Origin of the sequence: Nocardia sp. 852002-20019_SCH5090214, from assembly GCF_001665865.1 — a bacterium.
In the GTDB taxonomy this organism is placed as follows: Bacteria; Actinomycetota; Actinomycetes; order Mycobacteriales; family Mycobacteriaceae; genus Nocardia; species Nocardia nova.
Genome location: NZ_LZMK01000420.1, coordinates 104,346 through 119,490, shown reverse-complemented (window position 1 = coordinate 119,490; position 15,145 = coordinate 104,346). Strand labels below are relative to the sequence as shown.

At 69.0% G+C, this 15,145-nt stretch carries 15 protein-coding genes; 7 read left to right on the top strand and 8 right to left on the bottom strand.

From position 1 onward, the window contains the following. Positions 1–11: 11 nt before the first annotated feature. The 5 genes from A5780_RS36090 to A5780_RS36070 form a co-directional block, all read right to left on the bottom strand. The gene (locus A5780_RS36090; RefSeq protein ID WP_063015628.1) at positions 12–1,274 is read right to left on the bottom strand and encodes a hypothetical protein; all 1,263 of its coding nucleotides are present in this window, start codon (positions 1,272–1,274) and stop codon (positions 12–14) included. 33 nt (positions 1,275–1,307) lie between these two features. Beyond that, positions 1,308–1,640: a YbaB/EbfC family nucleoid-associated protein gene (locus tag A5780_RS36085; RefSeq protein ID WP_030513580.1), complete on the bottom strand. Its 333-nt coding sequence runs from the start codon at positions 1,638–1,640 to the stop codon at positions 1,308–1,310. Positions 1,641–1,746: 106 nt separating this feature from the next. Then, the gene (locus A5780_RS36080) at positions 1,747–2,097 is read right to left on the bottom strand and encodes a hypothetical protein (RefSeq protein WP_030513581.1); all 351 of its coding nucleotides are present in this window, start codon (positions 2,095–2,097) and stop codon (positions 1,747–1,749) included. Next, entirely contained in the window at positions 2,094–3,236 is a 1,143-nt protein-coding gene (locus tag A5780_RS36075) for an NlpC/P60 family protein (RefSeq protein WP_064911260.1), read from the bottom strand. The genes A5780_RS36080 and A5780_RS36075 overlap by 4 nt, the downstream gene beginning before the upstream one ends. Continuing rightward, the gene (locus tag A5780_RS36070) at positions 3,233–3,553 is read right to left on the bottom strand and encodes a type VII secretion target (protein WP_063026495.1); all 321 of its coding nucleotides are present in this window, start codon (positions 3,551–3,553) and stop codon (positions 3,233–3,235) included. The genes A5780_RS36075 and A5780_RS36070 overlap by 4 nt, the downstream gene beginning before the upstream one ends. 146 nt (positions 3,554–3,699) lie before the next feature. Here A5780_RS36070 and upp point away from each other — a divergent pair, with 146 nt between their 5' ends. Then, entirely contained in the window at positions 3,700–4,329 is a 630-nt protein-coding gene (gene upp / locus A5780_RS36065) for a uracil phosphoribosyltransferase (protein WP_063015629.1), read from the top strand. A gap of 65 nt (positions 4,330–4,394) precedes the next feature. Here upp and A5780_RS36060 read toward each other — a convergent pair whose 3' ends face one another. Both A5780_RS36060 and A5780_RS36055 read right to left on the bottom strand, forming a co-directional pair. After that, complete coding sequence (locus tag A5780_RS36060; RefSeq protein WP_064911259.1) at positions 4,395–6,023, bottom strand: phospho-sugar mutase; 1,629 nt, start codon at positions 6,021–6,023, stop codon at positions 4,395–4,397. Between the two features lie 9 nt (positions 6,024–6,032). After that, positions 6,033–6,812 carry a purine-nucleoside phosphorylase gene (locus A5780_RS36055; RefSeq protein ID WP_064911258.1) on the bottom strand — a complete coding sequence of 260 codons (780 nt, stop codon included), beginning with the start codon at positions 6,810–6,812 and terminating at the stop codon, positions 6,033–6,035. 101 nt (positions 6,813–6,913) lie between these two features. On the opposite strand from A5780_RS36055, the gene A5780_RS36050 reads away from it, so the two are divergent. The 4 genes from A5780_RS36050 (at position 6,914) to A5780_RS36035 (ending at position 11,398) form a co-directional block, all read left to right on the top strand. Then, positions 6,914–7,822: a ribonuclease Z gene (locus A5780_RS36050; RefSeq protein WP_064911257.1), complete on the top strand. Its 909-nt coding sequence runs from the start codon at positions 6,914–6,916 to the stop codon at positions 7,820–7,822. Positions 7,823–7,910: 88 nt separating this feature from the next. Then, positions 7,911–8,612 (top strand): enoyl-CoA hydratase-related protein, encoded by a 702-nt coding sequence (locus A5780_RS36045; RefSeq protein ID WP_030513588.1) that lies wholly within the window; start codon positions 7,911–7,913, stop codon positions 8,610–8,612. Between the two features lie 45 nt (positions 8,613–8,657). Beyond that, positions 8,658–9,986 carry a M20 family metallopeptidase gene (locus A5780_RS36040; RefSeq protein WP_082976918.1) on the top strand — a complete coding sequence of 443 codons (1,329 nt, stop codon included), beginning with the start codon at positions 8,658–8,660 and terminating at the stop codon, positions 9,984–9,986. Between the two features lie 248 nt (positions 9,987–10,234). Then, positions 10,235–11,398 (top strand): M20 family metallopeptidase, encoded by a 1,164-nt coding sequence (locus A5780_RS36035; protein WP_063015646.1) that lies wholly within the window; start codon positions 10,235–10,237, stop codon positions 11,396–11,398. A 62-nt stretch (positions 11,399–11,460) separates the two neighbouring features. On the opposite strand, the gene A5780_RS36030 is transcribed toward A5780_RS36035, so the two are convergent. Continuing rightward, positions 11,461–11,943 (bottom strand): gamma-glutamylcyclotransferase, encoded by a 483-nt coding sequence (locus A5780_RS36030; protein WP_063015633.1) that lies wholly within the window; start codon positions 11,941–11,943, stop codon positions 11,461–11,463. 201 nt (positions 11,944–12,144) lie between these two features. Here A5780_RS36030 and A5780_RS36025 point away from each other — a divergent pair, with 201 nt between their 5' ends. Both A5780_RS36025 and A5780_RS36020 read left to right on the top strand, forming a co-directional pair. Further along, positions 12,145–13,563 (top strand): NAD(P)H-quinone dehydrogenase, encoded by a 1,419-nt coding sequence (locus A5780_RS36025; RefSeq protein WP_227462903.1) that lies wholly within the window; start codon positions 12,145–12,147, stop codon positions 13,561–13,563. A 354-nt stretch (positions 13,564–13,917) separates the two neighbouring features. Then, entirely contained in the window at positions 13,918–15,063 is a 1,146-nt protein-coding gene (locus A5780_RS36020; RefSeq protein WP_231983205.1) for a hypothetical protein, read from the top strand. Positions 15,064–15,145 lie beyond the last annotated feature (82 nt).

The window sequence follows — 15,145 nt, the reverse complement described above, 5'->3', positions numbered from 1 at the left end:
TCGGGAACCGGCTAGCCCTTCTCCAGCCGGTTCTCGAAGGCCTGCTCCAGCGCTCGCCAGCTCTCGGCCTCGGCGGTGAACGGCGGACTCGGCGCCAGCCGGGTCGGGTCCGGCTCCAGCAGGTAGGAGACGTACCAGCCCAGCGGCGTCGACTTCGCCAGCGCCTGCTCGACGGAGTCGTCACCGACGTAATCGGCTGCGTCGGTGAACAATTCGACCGCCAGATCCAGCTGGTCGATATCGACCGCCTTGGGTCCCTGGCCCAGGTCGTCGGCCAGGCCCGGCAGCACGTAGACGTTCTCCTCGGTGACCTCGACCTCGAGCGAGCCGTCGACCGCCGCCGTGCGAACCTCGCCGTAGGTGCTGACCCGCGCCAGATCGTGGTCGTGATCGTCGGCCAGGTAGCGAGCCAGCGCGCGCTCGGAGGGGAAGACGGTGATGGTGCCGTCGTGGCCGAGGAACACCGGCTCGTCGTCCAGATAGCAACGCAGGGTGAAGAATTCGCCTTCGGACGTGACGATCTTGACCGGGTCGATGCCGACCTCGTGCCAGAAGGTCTCCTCTTCGTCCTCGTCGTCTTCCTCGTCGGTGTCCTCGTCCTCGTCGAGGTCGACCGGCTCGATATCGTCGTCGTCGGTGTCGGCGACGTCCTCGGCGTCGACGACGTTCTCCTCGGCGGCCAGCAGTTCCGCCTCCGCCACGGCCAGCGCTTCCTGGTCGACATCCGGAGAGGCCACCACGGAATCGATGGCATCGATGACCCGGTCCCAGTCCTTGGCGATCGCGTTGCCGACCTGATCCCACAGCTGTTCGCCGTCGCGGCCGACGAACGCGGTCACACCCGCCGGCAGAGCGCCGAGGACGGGATGGGAGCCGAAGAACTTGGTGACCACCTCGAGTTCGCATACCTCGCCGATGGTGCGGACCATCTCGAGGGTCTCTTCCAGTTCGGCGATGGTCTCCGGGTCGGGTTCACCGGCCGCGAGTTCGGGAACGCCGACCAGATCGAAGACGTGCTCCTCCTGGGGTTCGAGCTCGGCGGCGGACAAACCCACGACGACCTTCCAGGACGGATGGTCCACCAGATCGTTGTCGTCGTTGGTCCGGATGAACGCGGCGAGCTCCGCGGGGGAGTCGAATCCGTAGAGCTCGTCCTCGTGACCGAGGAATGCCTCCCACTCGTCGTCACCGTCTCGCCAGCGCGGTGCCCACAGGGTGACCAGATCGCCGTCGGTGAGACCGAGCTCGATCGGGACGATGTCTCCAGAAGCCATGACCGGAAGCCTATCGAGCCGTCGCCTTCGGCACTATTCGGCCCGCCCCCCAACGTTTCCCGATTCGGGCGCGGTGAAGGCGGAATTGAGGGTGGCGACCACCTCCGAGCGCTGCTCTCCCGCATTCTGCGCCGCCTGCTGGCAGGCCCAGATGATCAACTGGCCCACTTCGGCCGGAGAATGCGAGGTGACGGCCTCGGACAGGTCCAGGCCGACCAGGGCGCCGTCGCTGTCGACCTCGACGCTCACCGAACCGTCCTCGGCGGTGAACCGGCCGCGCACGTTCTTCAGGTTGTAGAGCGCCGCCTCGAGGGCCTCGAGTTTATTCGTCGCCGCGGCGACGAGAGCATCCATTTCCGCGCTCACAGTGCGTCCTTTCCGGCAGATGCGCCAACGCTCATGCTGTGCTTGTCAACCGTACGAACGGGGCGCCGCGTGGTTACGCTCCGCAGCCTGTTTTGCCCGCGACCGTTCATACGGGCCTCATCCAGCTGGTGGGGCCGGTGTCCTCGTCGTCCATGCGGTCGAGTTCGTCGACGGCTTCCTGGCGGGTGGGCAGGCCCAATTTGTCCAGGATCTCGGTGGGCATGCCGGATTCGGCGAGCAGTTCGCGCCGGCGGGCCTTGGCGACGATCGCCGACCGCTTGGTCAGCCGCAGAATCTCCGCGGCCAAAGCCTGTGCGCCGTAACGGTATTCGCTGCGCTCGAATTTGATCTCCACCGGAATGCCCTGATCGGTGGCCCGCACACTGATGGTGCCGGCGCGATTGGTGCTGGCGGCGACCGTGACGCTCGGGATCTGCTGGTGCTGCGGCTGGCTCATGACGTCGGCCTGTAGAACCCGTGGAACGCCATTCCCATGTTCTCCGTTCGAATCGGGTCGATCTGCACCGGATCACCGGCCTCGACCATCTGTCCGTTACCGACGACCATCGCGACGTGACCGTCCCAGATGGCCAGATCGCCCGGCATGACATCGCCCGGGCTCACCGGTGTGGCGCCGGCACTCTGATCGCAGGCGAGTCGGGGCAGGTCGACGCCGGCCTCGCCGTAGGCCCACTTGGTCAGGCCGCTGCAGTCCAGGCCGGCCCCGGGGGTGTTGCCGCCCCAGACGTACGGCGTGCCGCAGGCGCTGATAGCGGCCTTGACCGCGGTGGCGGCCTTCTGATTGGGCGCCTCGACCTGGCTGCCGTCGGGCAGGGTGATCATGACGCCGCCGTGGCGGCCGGGCTTGTCGGCGCCGGACTGCTGGGCTCCGGGAGTCCTCGTGCCGCCCGAGCTCGACCGCGACTGCGTCGCCGCGGAGGCCGGGCTGGTCATGCTGCTCATCATCGAACCGCCGCTCGATACCAGACCGCCGAGCAGTGAACCGGCCGTCTGGGCGCCGGTGCTCAGCGCGGGTGCGGCGGCCGCGGCCGCGGCCACCGGAGTGCTCGACATGGACGGCGTCGGCGGGGGCGGGGTGAGGTCGTTCATGGAGGTGGTGTGCGTGTCGAGTTCCGACCGCACCCGGCCGACCACGCCGAGCGCCTGGCCGAAATGGTCGATCGCGGAGTTCACCACGGTGATCAGTCCCGGGGGAGTCGTCACCGCGGGCCCCAGCGCCGTGACCGACTGCACGAACGACTGGACGATTCCGTCGAGTTCCTTCTGGCCCGTCTGCACCGAGGCGGCGGCCTGGCTGACCACATCGGCCATATCGTTGCCGCGATCCGACATCGCGGCCGCCGAGGTCTGTACCTTGAGCGCCTTGTCCATCGCCGCGTCGCCACCACCGCCGTTCCAGGCGTTGGTCATCTGATTGATGCTCGCGCTACCGGCCTGATGAATTCCGTCGAGATGGGTGGACACCTGGCGCAGCGCATCGGTCGGGCCGCCGGCGGGCAGCACCCCGGAGCCGAAGCTGGTGAGCAGATCGATGAGTGGCTGGGCGAGTGCATCGAGATCGATGACGCCCGTCATCCGATCGGGCCTTCCGCAGCGCGCAGGGCGGCGGCGTGGGCGGCGTCGGTTTCGGAATAGGTGGCGGCGGCGCCCGTCGCGGCGGCTCCCACACTGCCCATCACCGCGGACAGTTCGCCGATCCCGGCGACATGCCCGGCATGGGCCGCGGCATAGGCAGCGACGAAATCGCCCCCCACCAAACCGAAGATCGGACCGAGCAGGACCGGGTCGGCGCCGGCGGCGCCCGCCGCGGCCACACCCATTTCACCGGCCAGTCCCGCAGCTGTGGCACCGTAGGCGGCGACGCCCTCGGTGTCGACCGAGATCCTGTGCATCAACATCCCCCATCGTGCTGGTCTGGTGGCAGATTACGTCATCCGAGTAGTTCGACGCATGCCCCTGCGCAACGGTTCCCACTCCGGTTGCGGAAATCCGCCCTCGGTTGCCGATTTCCAACCCCGACAGACCTTATCGTTCCCTCATGCGTACGCATATCGTGGAACACCCGCTGACGGTCACCCTCCTGACGACCATGCGCGATGCCCGCACATCCAACGCGGGATTCCGGGCGGCACTGGCCGATCTGACCGGATTCCTCGTCTACGAAGCGCTGCGGGAAGCCCCGACCCACACCTTCGACATCGACACCCCGGTGGCGCCGACCCGGGGCGCCCGGCTGGCGCAACCACCGCTGCTGGTGCCGGTCTTGCGCGCCGGCCTCGGCATGGTCGACGCCGCCAGTGCGCTGATTCCGGAATCCCGTGTCGGTTTCGTCGGCGTGGCGCGCGACGAGCAGACCCATCGGCCGGTGCCGTACATGGAATCGCTGCCGGCGGACCTGTCGGGCCTGCCGGTCTTCGTCCTCGATCCGATGCTGGCCACCGGTGGATCGATGCGCCACACCCTGGAACTGCTGTCCGCCCGCAACGCCACCGACATCACCGCCATCTGCGTCGTCGCCGCCCCGGAAGGCATTGCCGCGCTGGAGAAATCGGGTCTGCCGGTGCGACTGGTGACCGCCGCGGTCGACTCCGGACTCAATGCCGACGCCTTCATCGTGCCGGGGCTGGGTGACGCCGGCGACCGCCAATTCGGCCCGCGCCACGACTGATGCCGCCCGGGTAGCATCCAGCCGAACCGCGGGATCGGTAGGGTTCGCGCGGAAGGCTCAGCTGTTCACAACTTCTCGCAGAACTCGCGCAGTGCCGAGAGTCGTTGTGCTGCAACCGCTTTCGACGAAGTCAGCGAGTCGCGGTCGCGAACCGGCTCGACGACCTCCAAATAGCATTTGAGTTTCGGCTCGGTACCCGAGGGGCGGATGACGATGCGCTGCCCCTCGCCTTCGAAGATCAAGGCGTCGGTGCGCATCCGGCCGCGAACCGTGGAAAGGTCGGTGCAGGTGACGGGCACGCCCGCGATGACATCGGGCGGCGTATCGCGCAGGCGGGCAACGGCTCGAGCGGCGGCCGCCTGATCGGGCAATCGCAGCGAGACCTGGTCGCCGGCGTGCAGGCCGAATTCCACGGCGTAGTCGTCGAGGACGTCGAGCAGGGAACGCCCCTGCTCGCGCAGGCGGGCGGTGAGGTCGGCGGCGGCGACGGCGGCGGTGATGCCGTCCTTGTCGCGCACGGCAGCCGGATCGACGCAGTGGCCGATGGCCTCCTCGTAGGCGTACACGAGGCCCTCCCCGGCGCGTGCCAGCCATTTGAATCCGGTGAGCGTCTCGGCGTACCGGGCCCCGCGCGCCGGCGCGAGTTTCCCCAGCAGTCGCGACGATACTACGGTGGTCGCGACCAGCGCGTCCGGTGCCGCGTTGCGCAGGACGTAATCGGCCAGCAGCACACCGGTTTCGTCGCCGCGCAGCATGCGCCACCCGTTCGGGCCGGGGACCGCGAGCGCGCAGCGATCGGCATCGGGATCGAGTGCGACGGCGAGGTCGGCGTCGATCTTCTCCGCCAGTGCCAGCAGCAGATCCGCGGCGCCCGGCTCCTCCGGATTCGGGAACGCCACGGTCGGGAAGTCCGGATCGGGTGCGAACTGTTCCTCGACCACATGGACGTCGTGGAACCCGGCGGCGGCCAGCGCGGCCACCGCCGTCTCGCCGCCGACGCCGTGCATGGGAGTCAGCGCGATCCGGATATCGGGGCGCTGCACCGTCATTCGGTCTCCCGCAATCGGTTCGCCGTCGCGGTCCTCGTTCGCGGTGTGGTGGCCCGCATGGACCGGAATCGTTCGCGCGCCGCCGATCGCCTCGGGCACGGCAGCGGCTCGCGCCAGATAGCGGCGGACGAGTTCCTCGCCGAGTTCGGCTCGCCCGGCATCATCGGGCAGCGACAGGATCGACGGTGAGGGGGCGCCGGCGGCCGGATCGGTGCGGGCGATCGGTTCGGTGACCGCATCGATACAGCGCTCGATCTCGGCGTCGGCGGGCGGGATCAGCTGCGAACCGCCGTCCAGATAGAGCTTGTACCCGTTGTCCGTGGCGGGGTTGTGGGACGCCGTGATCTGCACGCCGGCCACCGCACCCAGCTCCCGTACCGCGAACGCCACGATCGGCGTCGGCAGCGGCCGTGGCAGGAGCAGCACCGAAAAGCCCGCTGCGGCAAACACTTCCGCGGTGACCGTGGCGAACTCCGCGGAGCCGTGCCGGGCGTCGCGACCGACGATCACCAGACCACCGCCGAGGCAGCGGTCCCGGAGCCACGCGGCCACACCGGCGCTCGCGCGTGCCACGGTGCCGATGTTCATCCCGTCCGGCCCCTCCTGGAGCGGGCCGCGCAGACCTGCCGTTCCGAATCGCAACATGGCGGCCGCCTACAGCCGTTCCAGCACACCGCGCAACAATTTGCCCAATCTCGGTGCGGCGGCCTGCCCTTCGGCGAGTACCTCCTGGTGGGACAGCGGTGCGCCGGTCACGCCCGCGGCCAGATTGGTCACCAGCGATATGCCCAGCAGCCGCAGCCCCAGCGAGCGGGCCGCGATCGCCTCCAGCACGGTCGACATGCCGACCAGATCGGCGCCCATGCCGCCGAGCATACGGATCTCGGCGGGCGTCTCGTACTGCGGTCCGTTCAGGCCCGCGTAGACGCCCTCACTCAGCGACGGGTCGACTTCCCTTGCCAGCGTGCGTAATTCGGGATCCCAGGCATCGACCATGTTCACGAACGCGGCACCGGTGAGCGGAGTGCGCCCGGTGAGATTGAGGTGATCGCTGATCAGCACGGGCTCGCCGACGCGCAGGCCCGGGCGGATACCGCCCGCGGCGTTGGTGAGGATCACCGTCTCGGCACCCGCCGCGGCCGCCGCGTGCACCGCGTGCACCACCCGATGCGGTTCGTACCCCTCGTAGAGGTGCTGGCGGCCCATCATCAGCAGCACCGGCACCTCGCCGACGTCCACCGAATGCACGATGCCCTGATGGCCCTGCGCCGTCGGCGGTTCGAAGCCGGGCAGCTCGGTCATCGGAATCGACGCCCGCGGCGCTCCGATCTCGGTGGCGGCGGACTGCCAGCCGGATCCGAGTACCACCGCGACCCGATGGTGCGTGACTCCCGTACGTGTGGCGATCGCCTCGGCGGCCTGTTCGGCAAGCATGCGCCCACGATAGTGCGCCGACGGGCCGGTTGTGCGCGTCGCGGGCCGGACACGACCACCGCCGCCGGGCGCGGTCGCCGGGGCGGGGGCAGGATGGTGCCGTGCGTGAACTCGTGGTCCTCGGGACGGCCAGTCAGGTGCCGACCCGCCGACGCAATCACAACGGATATCTGTTGCGCTGGGACGGTGACGGCCTGCTGTTCGATCCCGGCGAGGGGACGCAGCGGCAGATGCTGTTCGCGGGGGTTTCGGCGAGTGCCATCACCCGGATCGGGCTGACGCACTTCCACGGTGATCACTGCCTGGGCCTGCCCGGGGTGCTGGCGCGGCTGAATCTGGACCAGGTGACCCATCCGGTCGACATCTGCTTCCCGGAATCGGGTGCCGATCTGCTCACGCACCTGCGCGGGGTGGTACCCCCGTTTCCCGGTCTGCGCGAACATCCGATCGACGCGGACGGTCCGGTGCCGCTGCCCGACGCGCCGTTCACCTTCGAGGCCGTGCGGCTGTCGCATCGCATCGACACCTTCGGGTACCGGCTGGTCGAACCCGACAGCCATCGGATCCTGCCGGAGCGGCTCGCCGAATTCGGCCTGGCGGGCCCGGTGGTCGGGGCACTGCAGCGCGAAGGCGCGGTGCGACTGCCCGACGGCCGCACGGTCACCGTCGACGAGGTCTCGGCCCCGCGGCCCGGACAGCGCTTCGCCTTCGTGATGGACACCCGAATGTGTTCGGGCGTAGCGGAATTGGCCGAAGGCGCCGATATGCTCGTCATCGAGTCGACCTTCCTGGAGGCCGAGGCGCAGCTGGCCGACGATTTCGGCCATCTCACCGCGGGGCAGGCGGCACGCGTGGCCGCGGAGGCGGGCGTGCGGACCCTCGTCCTCACCCATTTCTCGCAGCGCTACGGCGATCTGTGCGGGCACCGGGCCGAGGCGGAGCAATATTTCGACGGGGAGCTGGTGATCGCCGAGGATCTGATGCGGGTGCCGATCCCGCCACGTCGCTGACACGTACCCGGCCGGTGATGACAACTCGTCGGTAACTTGGCCGGGGGTGTGATGCGGCCGTTCATACGGCGCTGCATATTCTCTGCCTATGCCGTACTTGGACCGTGACGGGGACGTATTCGTGCTCTACCTCGGCAACGAGGGTCAGACCGACAGCGAGAACCGCTTCCACCCCGACTGGATCGACGCCTTCCACGCGAAACTGGACGAGGTAGAGGCCGCCGAGGGGCCGGCGGCGCTAGTCACGGTGGCCACCGGAAAGTTCTTCAGCAACGGCCTGGACACCGACTGGCTGTTCGGCAACATGGACAAGATGCACTGGTACCTGGACCGGGTGCATTCCGTCTTCAGCCGGTTGCTGGCCTTCGGTATGCCGACCGTCGCCGCGCTGAACGGCCACGCCTTCGGCGCCGGCGCCATGCTGGCCACCTCGCACGACTTCCGGGTGATGCGCTCGGATCGCGGGTACTGGTGCCTGCCCGAGGTTCACCTGGGGATGCCGTTCACGGTCGCGATGAACGCGCTCGTCACCGAACGGCTGACCAATCAGGTCGCGCTCGAGGCGATGACCACGGGCCGGCGCTACGGCGCCGCCGACGCGATCGCCGCGGGCATCGTCGACGAGGCGGCCGAGGCGGACGGCGTCCTGGCCGCGGCCGTGGCGCGGGCCGCGGCGCTGACCGGCAACCGCAAGCCGAATCTGCCGGTCATCAAGCGTGCGCTGCACGGACGGGCGCTCGCGGGCCTGAATACCCCGACCACACCGGAGAATCTCGCCTTCGGCTCCTGATAACCCGATGATCATCGCGTGGCGCACAGTGCGAGACTGTGTGCCATGCCACGCAGCGGGGACGAACGCAGCTGGAGTCGAACGGGCCGGTCGGCGCACCGGGCCGCGGCGCCCGGCTGCGCCCGCGCCGACGATGCCGGTGCCGACGATGCTCGTGCCGACGATTTCGACGCGCAGGTGGCCCCGGCCGATCCTGCCCTCCTCGCCGCCGCCGATGCCGCGGTCACGGCCGCCGAATCGGATCTGATCGCCCTCTCGCATTCCATTCACGCCGAACCCGAGCTGGCGTTCGCCGAGCACCGCAGTGTCGCCAAGACGCTGGTCCCGCTGCGTGAGCGCGGATTCGGTATCGAGACGCCGGTCGCGGACCTGGACACCGCCTTCGTCGCCACCTACGGCAGTGGTGATCTGGTGGTCGGAATCTGCGCCGAATACGACGCGCTGCCCGAGATCGGTCACGCCTGCGGCCACAACATCATCGCCGCGGCGGCGGTGGGCGCGGGCCTGGCCCTGGCCGAGGTGGCCGATCGGTGCGGCCTCACTGTGAAGGTGTTCGGCACGCCGGCCGAGGAGAGCGGCGGCGGCAAGGTGCTGATGCTCGAGCGCGGCGTCTTCGACGGGGTCGCGATGGCCCTGATGGTGCACCCGGGTCCGCTGGACATCGTGGGTGCGCGGTCGCTGGCGCTGGCCGATCTGTCGGTGTCCTTCCACGGCCGCGAGGCACATGCCAGCGCCGCGCCGGAGCACGGCCGCAACGCCGGGGACGCCGCCACCGTCGCGCAGGTCGCACTGGGTCTGCTGCGTCAGCATCTGCGCCCCGGCCAGCAACTCCACGGTATAGTCGAGTCGGGCGGTGTTGCCCCGAATATCGTGCCCGGCCATGCGGAACTGTTGTATTACCTGCGGGCAGACGATTCCGCATCCCTCGACGATCTGCTGCAGCGCGCCTCGGCCTGCTTCGAGGCGGGAGCGCTGGCGACCGGATGCACCCATGAAATCCGGGCGCTGGCGCCCACATATACCGAGCTCACGCCGGATTCCGCACTACTGTGTGCCTACCGCGAGCAAATCATCGGTATGGGTCGCATGCCGCTCGCGCCGGACCTCGAGGCAGCACGGCCGCTGGGCAGTACCGATATGGGCAATGTCACCAACGTCATTCCCGGCATCCACCCGGTTATCGGCATCGAGGCGAACGGCGCGGTGACACACCAGCGGGAGTTCGCCGCGGCCTGCGTGACGCCGTCGGCCGATCTCGCGGTGGCCGACGGGGCGCGGGCACTGGCCCGTACCGCAATCCAGGTTGCGGGCGATCAACTACACAGGGACAGGTTGTTGGAGCGCAGTATTCAGCGACAGGAGGAAATTCGGTGAGCACGATCGGCCGGTCATCACCGGCGGGCCGCGAAGGAGATGCCGCGGCGGGTCGCGGCGACGACACCGCCACCGGTTCGGAGGACGACTCCGCGACCGGTGCGCGCCCTTCCGCGGCGGCGGGCCGCGCAGCAGCAGCCCCGGGCCTGCAGAGCAAGGCGGCCACACCGGGCCTGCAGGGCAAGGCGCTGGGCCCGGAGGCCGGCACGTGTCGGCACACCGGGCTCGCGACCGGACGGCAGGCGGAGATCACGGCCGGACAGGCGGCGGTCGAGGCGTGGCTGCGTGACCACGGTGACGATCTGATCGGCTGGCGCCGCCACATCCACGCCAATCCGGAACTGTCCCGCGCCGAGCACGGCACCACCGAATTCGTCGAGTCCTGGCTGGTGAAGGCCGGTCTGGAACCGCGCAAACTGCCCACCGGCACCGGTTTGATCTGCGATATCGGCCCGGCGGGGCCACGCCTGGCCCTGCGCGCCGATATGGATGCGCTCCCGCTGCAGGAGTACACCGGCCGGCCGTTCGCCTCGACCGTCCCCGGGGTATCCCACGCCTGCGGTCACGACGCGCACACCGCGATCCTGCTCGGCACCGCCCTGGCCCTCGCCGAGATGGACGAACTGCCGGTCGGCGTCCGGTTGGTCTTCCAGCACGCCGAGGAGGTCATGCCCGGCGGTGCCATCGATATGGTCGCCGCGGGTGCGATGGACGACGTCTCGCGGGTGTTCGCCCTGCACTGCGATCCTCGGCTCGAGGTCGGCCGGATCGGGGTGCGGGTCGGAGCCATCACCTCGGCCGCCGACACCGTGGAACTGGTGCTCGACTCGCCGGGCGGGCACACCTCCCGGCCGCATCTGACCAGCGATCTGGTCTATGCCATCGGCACCGTCATCACCGGCCTGCCGGGTCTGCTCAGCCGTCGCATCGATCCGCGAACCAGCACGGTGATGGTGTGGGGCGCGGTATCGGCGGGTAAGGCGCCCAATGCGATTCCGCAGACCGGCATGCTGACCGGGACCGTGCGGACCGGGGATCACACCACCTGGTCGCTGCTCGAGCCGATGGTCCGCGAAATCGTCGACGGACTGCTCGCCCCGACCGGCGTGCGATACCAGCTGAACTACAAGCGCGGCGTGCCGCCGGTGGTCAACGACGAATTCTCCACCCGGATGTTCGAGGACGCGATTCTCGGTCTCGGCCCGGACGCGCTCTCGGATACTCCGCAGTCGGGCGGTGGCGAGGACTTCTCCTGGTACCTCGAGGAGGTTCCGGGTGCGATGGCGCGGCTGGGCGTGTGGTCGGGCGAGGGCCCGCAACTGGACATCCACCAGCCGACCTTCGACATCGACGAGCGCGCGCTGGCGGCCGGCGTGCGCGTGATGACCAATCTGGTCCTGCAGGCACGCTGACCGGGCGGCCCGCCCGGTGCGAACTCGGCGGGCTGTTCGGCTCTGTCCCCGCGGTCGTCCGGCTACATCGAGCCGAAAGTCCCCGGACCGACGTTGCGGCTGTTGCGGGTGCGCAGCGCGTGGACGTAATCGGCCGGGGCTCCGGCTTTTTCGGCCGCGTCGGCGATCACACCGATGTAGCGGGCCGAGGGCAGCCCGCCCTCGTAGGCATCCAGCACGTACAGCCACGCCAAACCCGGCTGCGTACCCGTGCCCGAATTGGGCGAGACCCGGAGCCGGATCTTTTTGTGGATACCGAAATCCGAACCCTCCCACCGGTCGAGGCTCTGCTCGTCCTCGGCGGAGACGTCGTACAGCACGACGAAGACCCGGGAGCCCGGATCCTCGACCACCGTCGCGAGCGGCCCTTCCCAGCCGATGTCGTCGCCGGCGAAGGTCAGGCGCCACCCTTCCAGCCAGCCCGTTCCGTAGACGGGGGAGTGCGGACAGCGCTTGAGCATCTGCTCCGGGTCCATATTGGATCCGTAGGCGGCGTATATCGGCACCTGGCAAGAGTATCGAATGTAGGGACCGCTTGTTTCGATCCGGCCGGGTTCGGGCCATTCCTGTCTTCGGCGAGGCGGGCGAATGTCCGGAGAATTACCGGAAGGTGACACGCGCAACGTCACCCATGACGCGGTCAAAACGATGAGGAGCAGGACCGATAACGTTGACGGCAGTGCCGGAGATCCCGGCCGGACGGCTCGATAGCGGAGGTACACATGGCCCGCATTGCAATCATCGGGGGCGGCCCCGCCGGCTACGAGGCGGCGTTGGTGGCAGCTCAGCACGGAGCCACGGTCACCGTGATCGACTCCGACGGTATCGGTGGCGCATGCGTGCTGTGGGACTGCGTCCCGTCCAAGACCTTCATCGCTTCGACCGGGGTGCGCACCGACCTGCGCCGCGCGCGTGATCTGGGCATCACGCTGCACATGGCGCAGGCGCAGGTGCGATTGTCGGAGGTCAACTCCCGGGTGAAGGCGCTGGCGCAGGCGCAGTCGTCCGACATCCGGTCCAAGTTGCAGGCCGCCGGAGTCACCATCCTCAACGGCCGCGGTCAGCTGATCGACCAGATCGCCGGTCTGGCCACACATCTGGTGCGCGCGACGCTCGCCGACGGCACCGAACGGGTGATGGAGGCCGAGATCGTCCTGATCGCCACCGGCGCCAGCCCGCGGGTGCTGCGCGGCGCCGAACCCGACGGTGAGCGCATTCTCACCTGGCGTCAGCTCTACGACGTCAAGGAGCTGCCGGAAACGCTGGTCGTGGTCGGCTCCGGTGTCACGGGCGCCGAATTCGTCTCCGCGTACACCGAGATGGGCGTGAAGGTGAAGCTCGTCTCCAGCCGCGACCGGATGATGCCGGGAGAGGACGCCGACGCCGCGCTGGTCCTCGAGGACGCCCTGGCCGAACGCGGGGTGGAGCTCGTCAAGCAGGCCCGGGCCGACGCCGTCGAGCGGACCGCGGACGGGATCGTGGTCAAACTGTCCGACGGGCGCACGGTCACCGGCTCCCATGCGCTGATGACGGTCGGTTCCACGCCCAATACCCAGGATCTGGGCCTCGAGCGCATCGGCATCGAACTCGACCGCGGCGGCTATCTGCGCGTCGACCGCGTCTCGCGGACGGCGGTGCCCGGGATCTATGCCGCCGGCGACTGCACCGGGCTGCTGCCGCTGGCCTCGGTCGCGGCGATGCAGGGCCGGATCGCGATGTATCACGCACTCGGCGAGGGCGTGCAGCCGATCCGGTTGAAGACGGTCGCCTCCGCGGTGTTCACTCGGCCCGAGATCGCCACGGTCGGTGTCAGCCAGACCGCGATCGACAACGGTGAGGTGCCCGCGCGCACGGTGATGCTGCCGCTCAACACCAATCCGCGGGCCAAGATGTCGGGCCTGCGCCGCGGTTTCGTGAAGATCTTCTGCCGGCCCGCCACCGGCGTGGTGATCGGTGGCGTGGTGGTCGCGCCCATCGCCTCCGAACTGATCCTGCCGATCGCGATCGCGGTACAGAACAACCTGACGGTGAACGACCTGGCACAGACGTTCTCGGTGTACCCGTCGCTGTCCGGATCGGTCACCGAGGCGGCGCGGCAACTGATGCGTCACGACGACCTCGATTAGTGGGCGGCTGCTGTTTCAAATGTGCTGCCCCGCTTGACGTTTTGCCGGACGGAGTGCGGCTTCCCACGGCCGGGTAGCACCAGTTGCCTGAAACTTGTTCGTGTGGTTCACTTCCGGCAGAGATGTCAGTGGTGGGCGGTTGGCAGGTTCACGTGCGGGGGGAATGCAATCTTTCCCGGGCCGGGAATCCGCGAGCGGCTCGCGGACCGCAGCAGGGTGCGGGCCGGACATCGATGAGGGACCAATGGAGACGGCCCCATCGGACGGCGTTCGTCGGTCGGTGGCAGTGGCCGAGCTCGGGAAAGGGATTGCGAGACAGTGAAACATCGTAAGCCGAGTCGGGCGCAGCGAGCGATGGCCACGACGTCGTTGCCACTGGCCACCGCGGCCGCCGTGGCAACCATCCTCGCGTCGGGTACGGCGAGTGCCGCGCCGGCCGATCAGCCGAGCGTGCCGACCACTCCGGCGCAGCCGGGCGCCACCAACGAGGCCCCCGCGCAGGACAACAACAACAACGGCCAGAGCCAGAACGCGCCGGGCACGCAGGAGAACGCCCCGCAGCAGAACGGCACTCAGCAGAACGGGCCGCAGCAGAACAACAACCAGCAGAACGGGACCCAGCAGAATGGGCCCCAGCGCAACGGCAATCCGCAGCCGGGCGTCACCACCCCCAATCAGCCGGGTGTCACCACGCCGAACCAGCCGGGCGTCACCACCCCGCAGCCGGGCGTCACGACCCCGAACCAGAACGCGCCGAAGCCGGACCAGAACCTGGCCTCGCCGACGCAGCCGGGTGTGACCACCCCGCGTGTCGCGCCGCTGCCGGTGCCGGGTCAGGGCAGCCAGGTGCAGCCGGCCGTCGTTCCGGACCAGCCCACCCCGAACGGTCAGGCCGACCAGCTGAAGCCGGGTCAGCAGTCGCCGGACCAGACCGTGGGCACCCCGAACAAGCCGCAGTCGCACGACGGCAGCATGGACACGCTGCGTAGCCAGCAGGGCAACTCGGCCCCTTCGCAGCAGGCGCAGTGGACCTCTCCGAGCCTGCAGTCCGCACCGGCCGCGCCGGTCGTGCAGATGAACGGCCCGCACACCGAGGTCGGCGCCAACGTCGACGGTGGCGGGCTGCTGCCGGGCTACGTGGCCAACACCCACCACTTCAGCAACCTCGACGGGTATGTCGGCACGGTCGGCTACAGCACTCCCAACGGGGTGGGCGACGCTGGTGTGTCGGTGGAGTTCGTCGAGGCGAACAAGGTCAAGATCACCTCGTACACCCACGCCACTGGCTTCGACGACATGAAGTCCGAGAGCTACGTCGACACCACCCAGGCCAATGCGGCCAAGGCGGCCGTCGAAGGCTGGATCAAGCAGCAGCCGGGCGGCGCCGCGGCACTGGATGCGGCCGCTCAGATTGGTAGACTCCCGCAGGGTGATATCGCTCCGCAAACGGTGAATGTCGCTGGTGCGACCACACAGTGGGGTGGCACGGTCCAGTACTGATCCAGTACTGATACAGACTGAATCGGCGCGTGGGGCGGTCGTTCGCGACCGCCCCACGCGTGTGTCTCGGGGAAGGAACGGG

Coding starts and splice junctions, on each gene's coding strand:
- A5780_RS36090 (WP_063015628.1), bottom strand. CDS start 1,274: ATGGCTTCTGGAGACATCGTCCCGATCGAGCTCGGTCTCACCGACGGC.
- upp (WP_063015629.1), top strand. CDS start 3,700: ATGCGTACGCATATCGTGGAACACCCGCTGACGGTCACCCTCCTGACG.
- A5780_RS36075 (WP_064911260.1), bottom strand. CDS start 3,236: ATGACGGGCGTCATCGATCTCGATGCACTCGCCCAGCCACTCATCGAT.
- A5780_RS36045 (WP_030513588.1), top strand. CDS start 7,911: ATGCCGTACTTGGACCGTGACGGGGACGTATTCGTGCTCTACCTCGGC.
- A5780_RS36055 (WP_064911258.1), bottom strand. CDS start 6,812: ATGCTTGCCGAACAGGCCGCCGAGGCGATCGCCACACGTACGGGAGTC.
- A5780_RS36080 (WP_030513581.1), bottom strand. CDS start 2,097: ATGAGCCAGCCGCAGCACCAGCAGATCCCGAGCGTCACGGTCGCCGCC.
- A5780_RS36060 (WP_064911259.1), bottom strand. CDS start 6,023: ATGTTGCGATTCGGAACGGCAGGTCTGCGCGGCCCGCTCCAGGAGGGG.
- A5780_RS36040 (WP_082976918.1), top strand. CDS start 8,658: ATGCCACGCAGCGGGGACGAACGCAGCTGGAGTCGAACGGGCCGGTCG.
- A5780_RS36020 (WP_231983205.1), top strand. CDS start 13,918: ATGGCCACGACGTCGTTGCCACTGGCCACCGCGGCCGCCGTGGCAACC.
- A5780_RS36070 (WP_063026495.1), bottom strand. CDS start 3,553: ATGCACAGGATCTCGGTCGACACCGAGGGCGTCGCCGCCTACGGTGCC.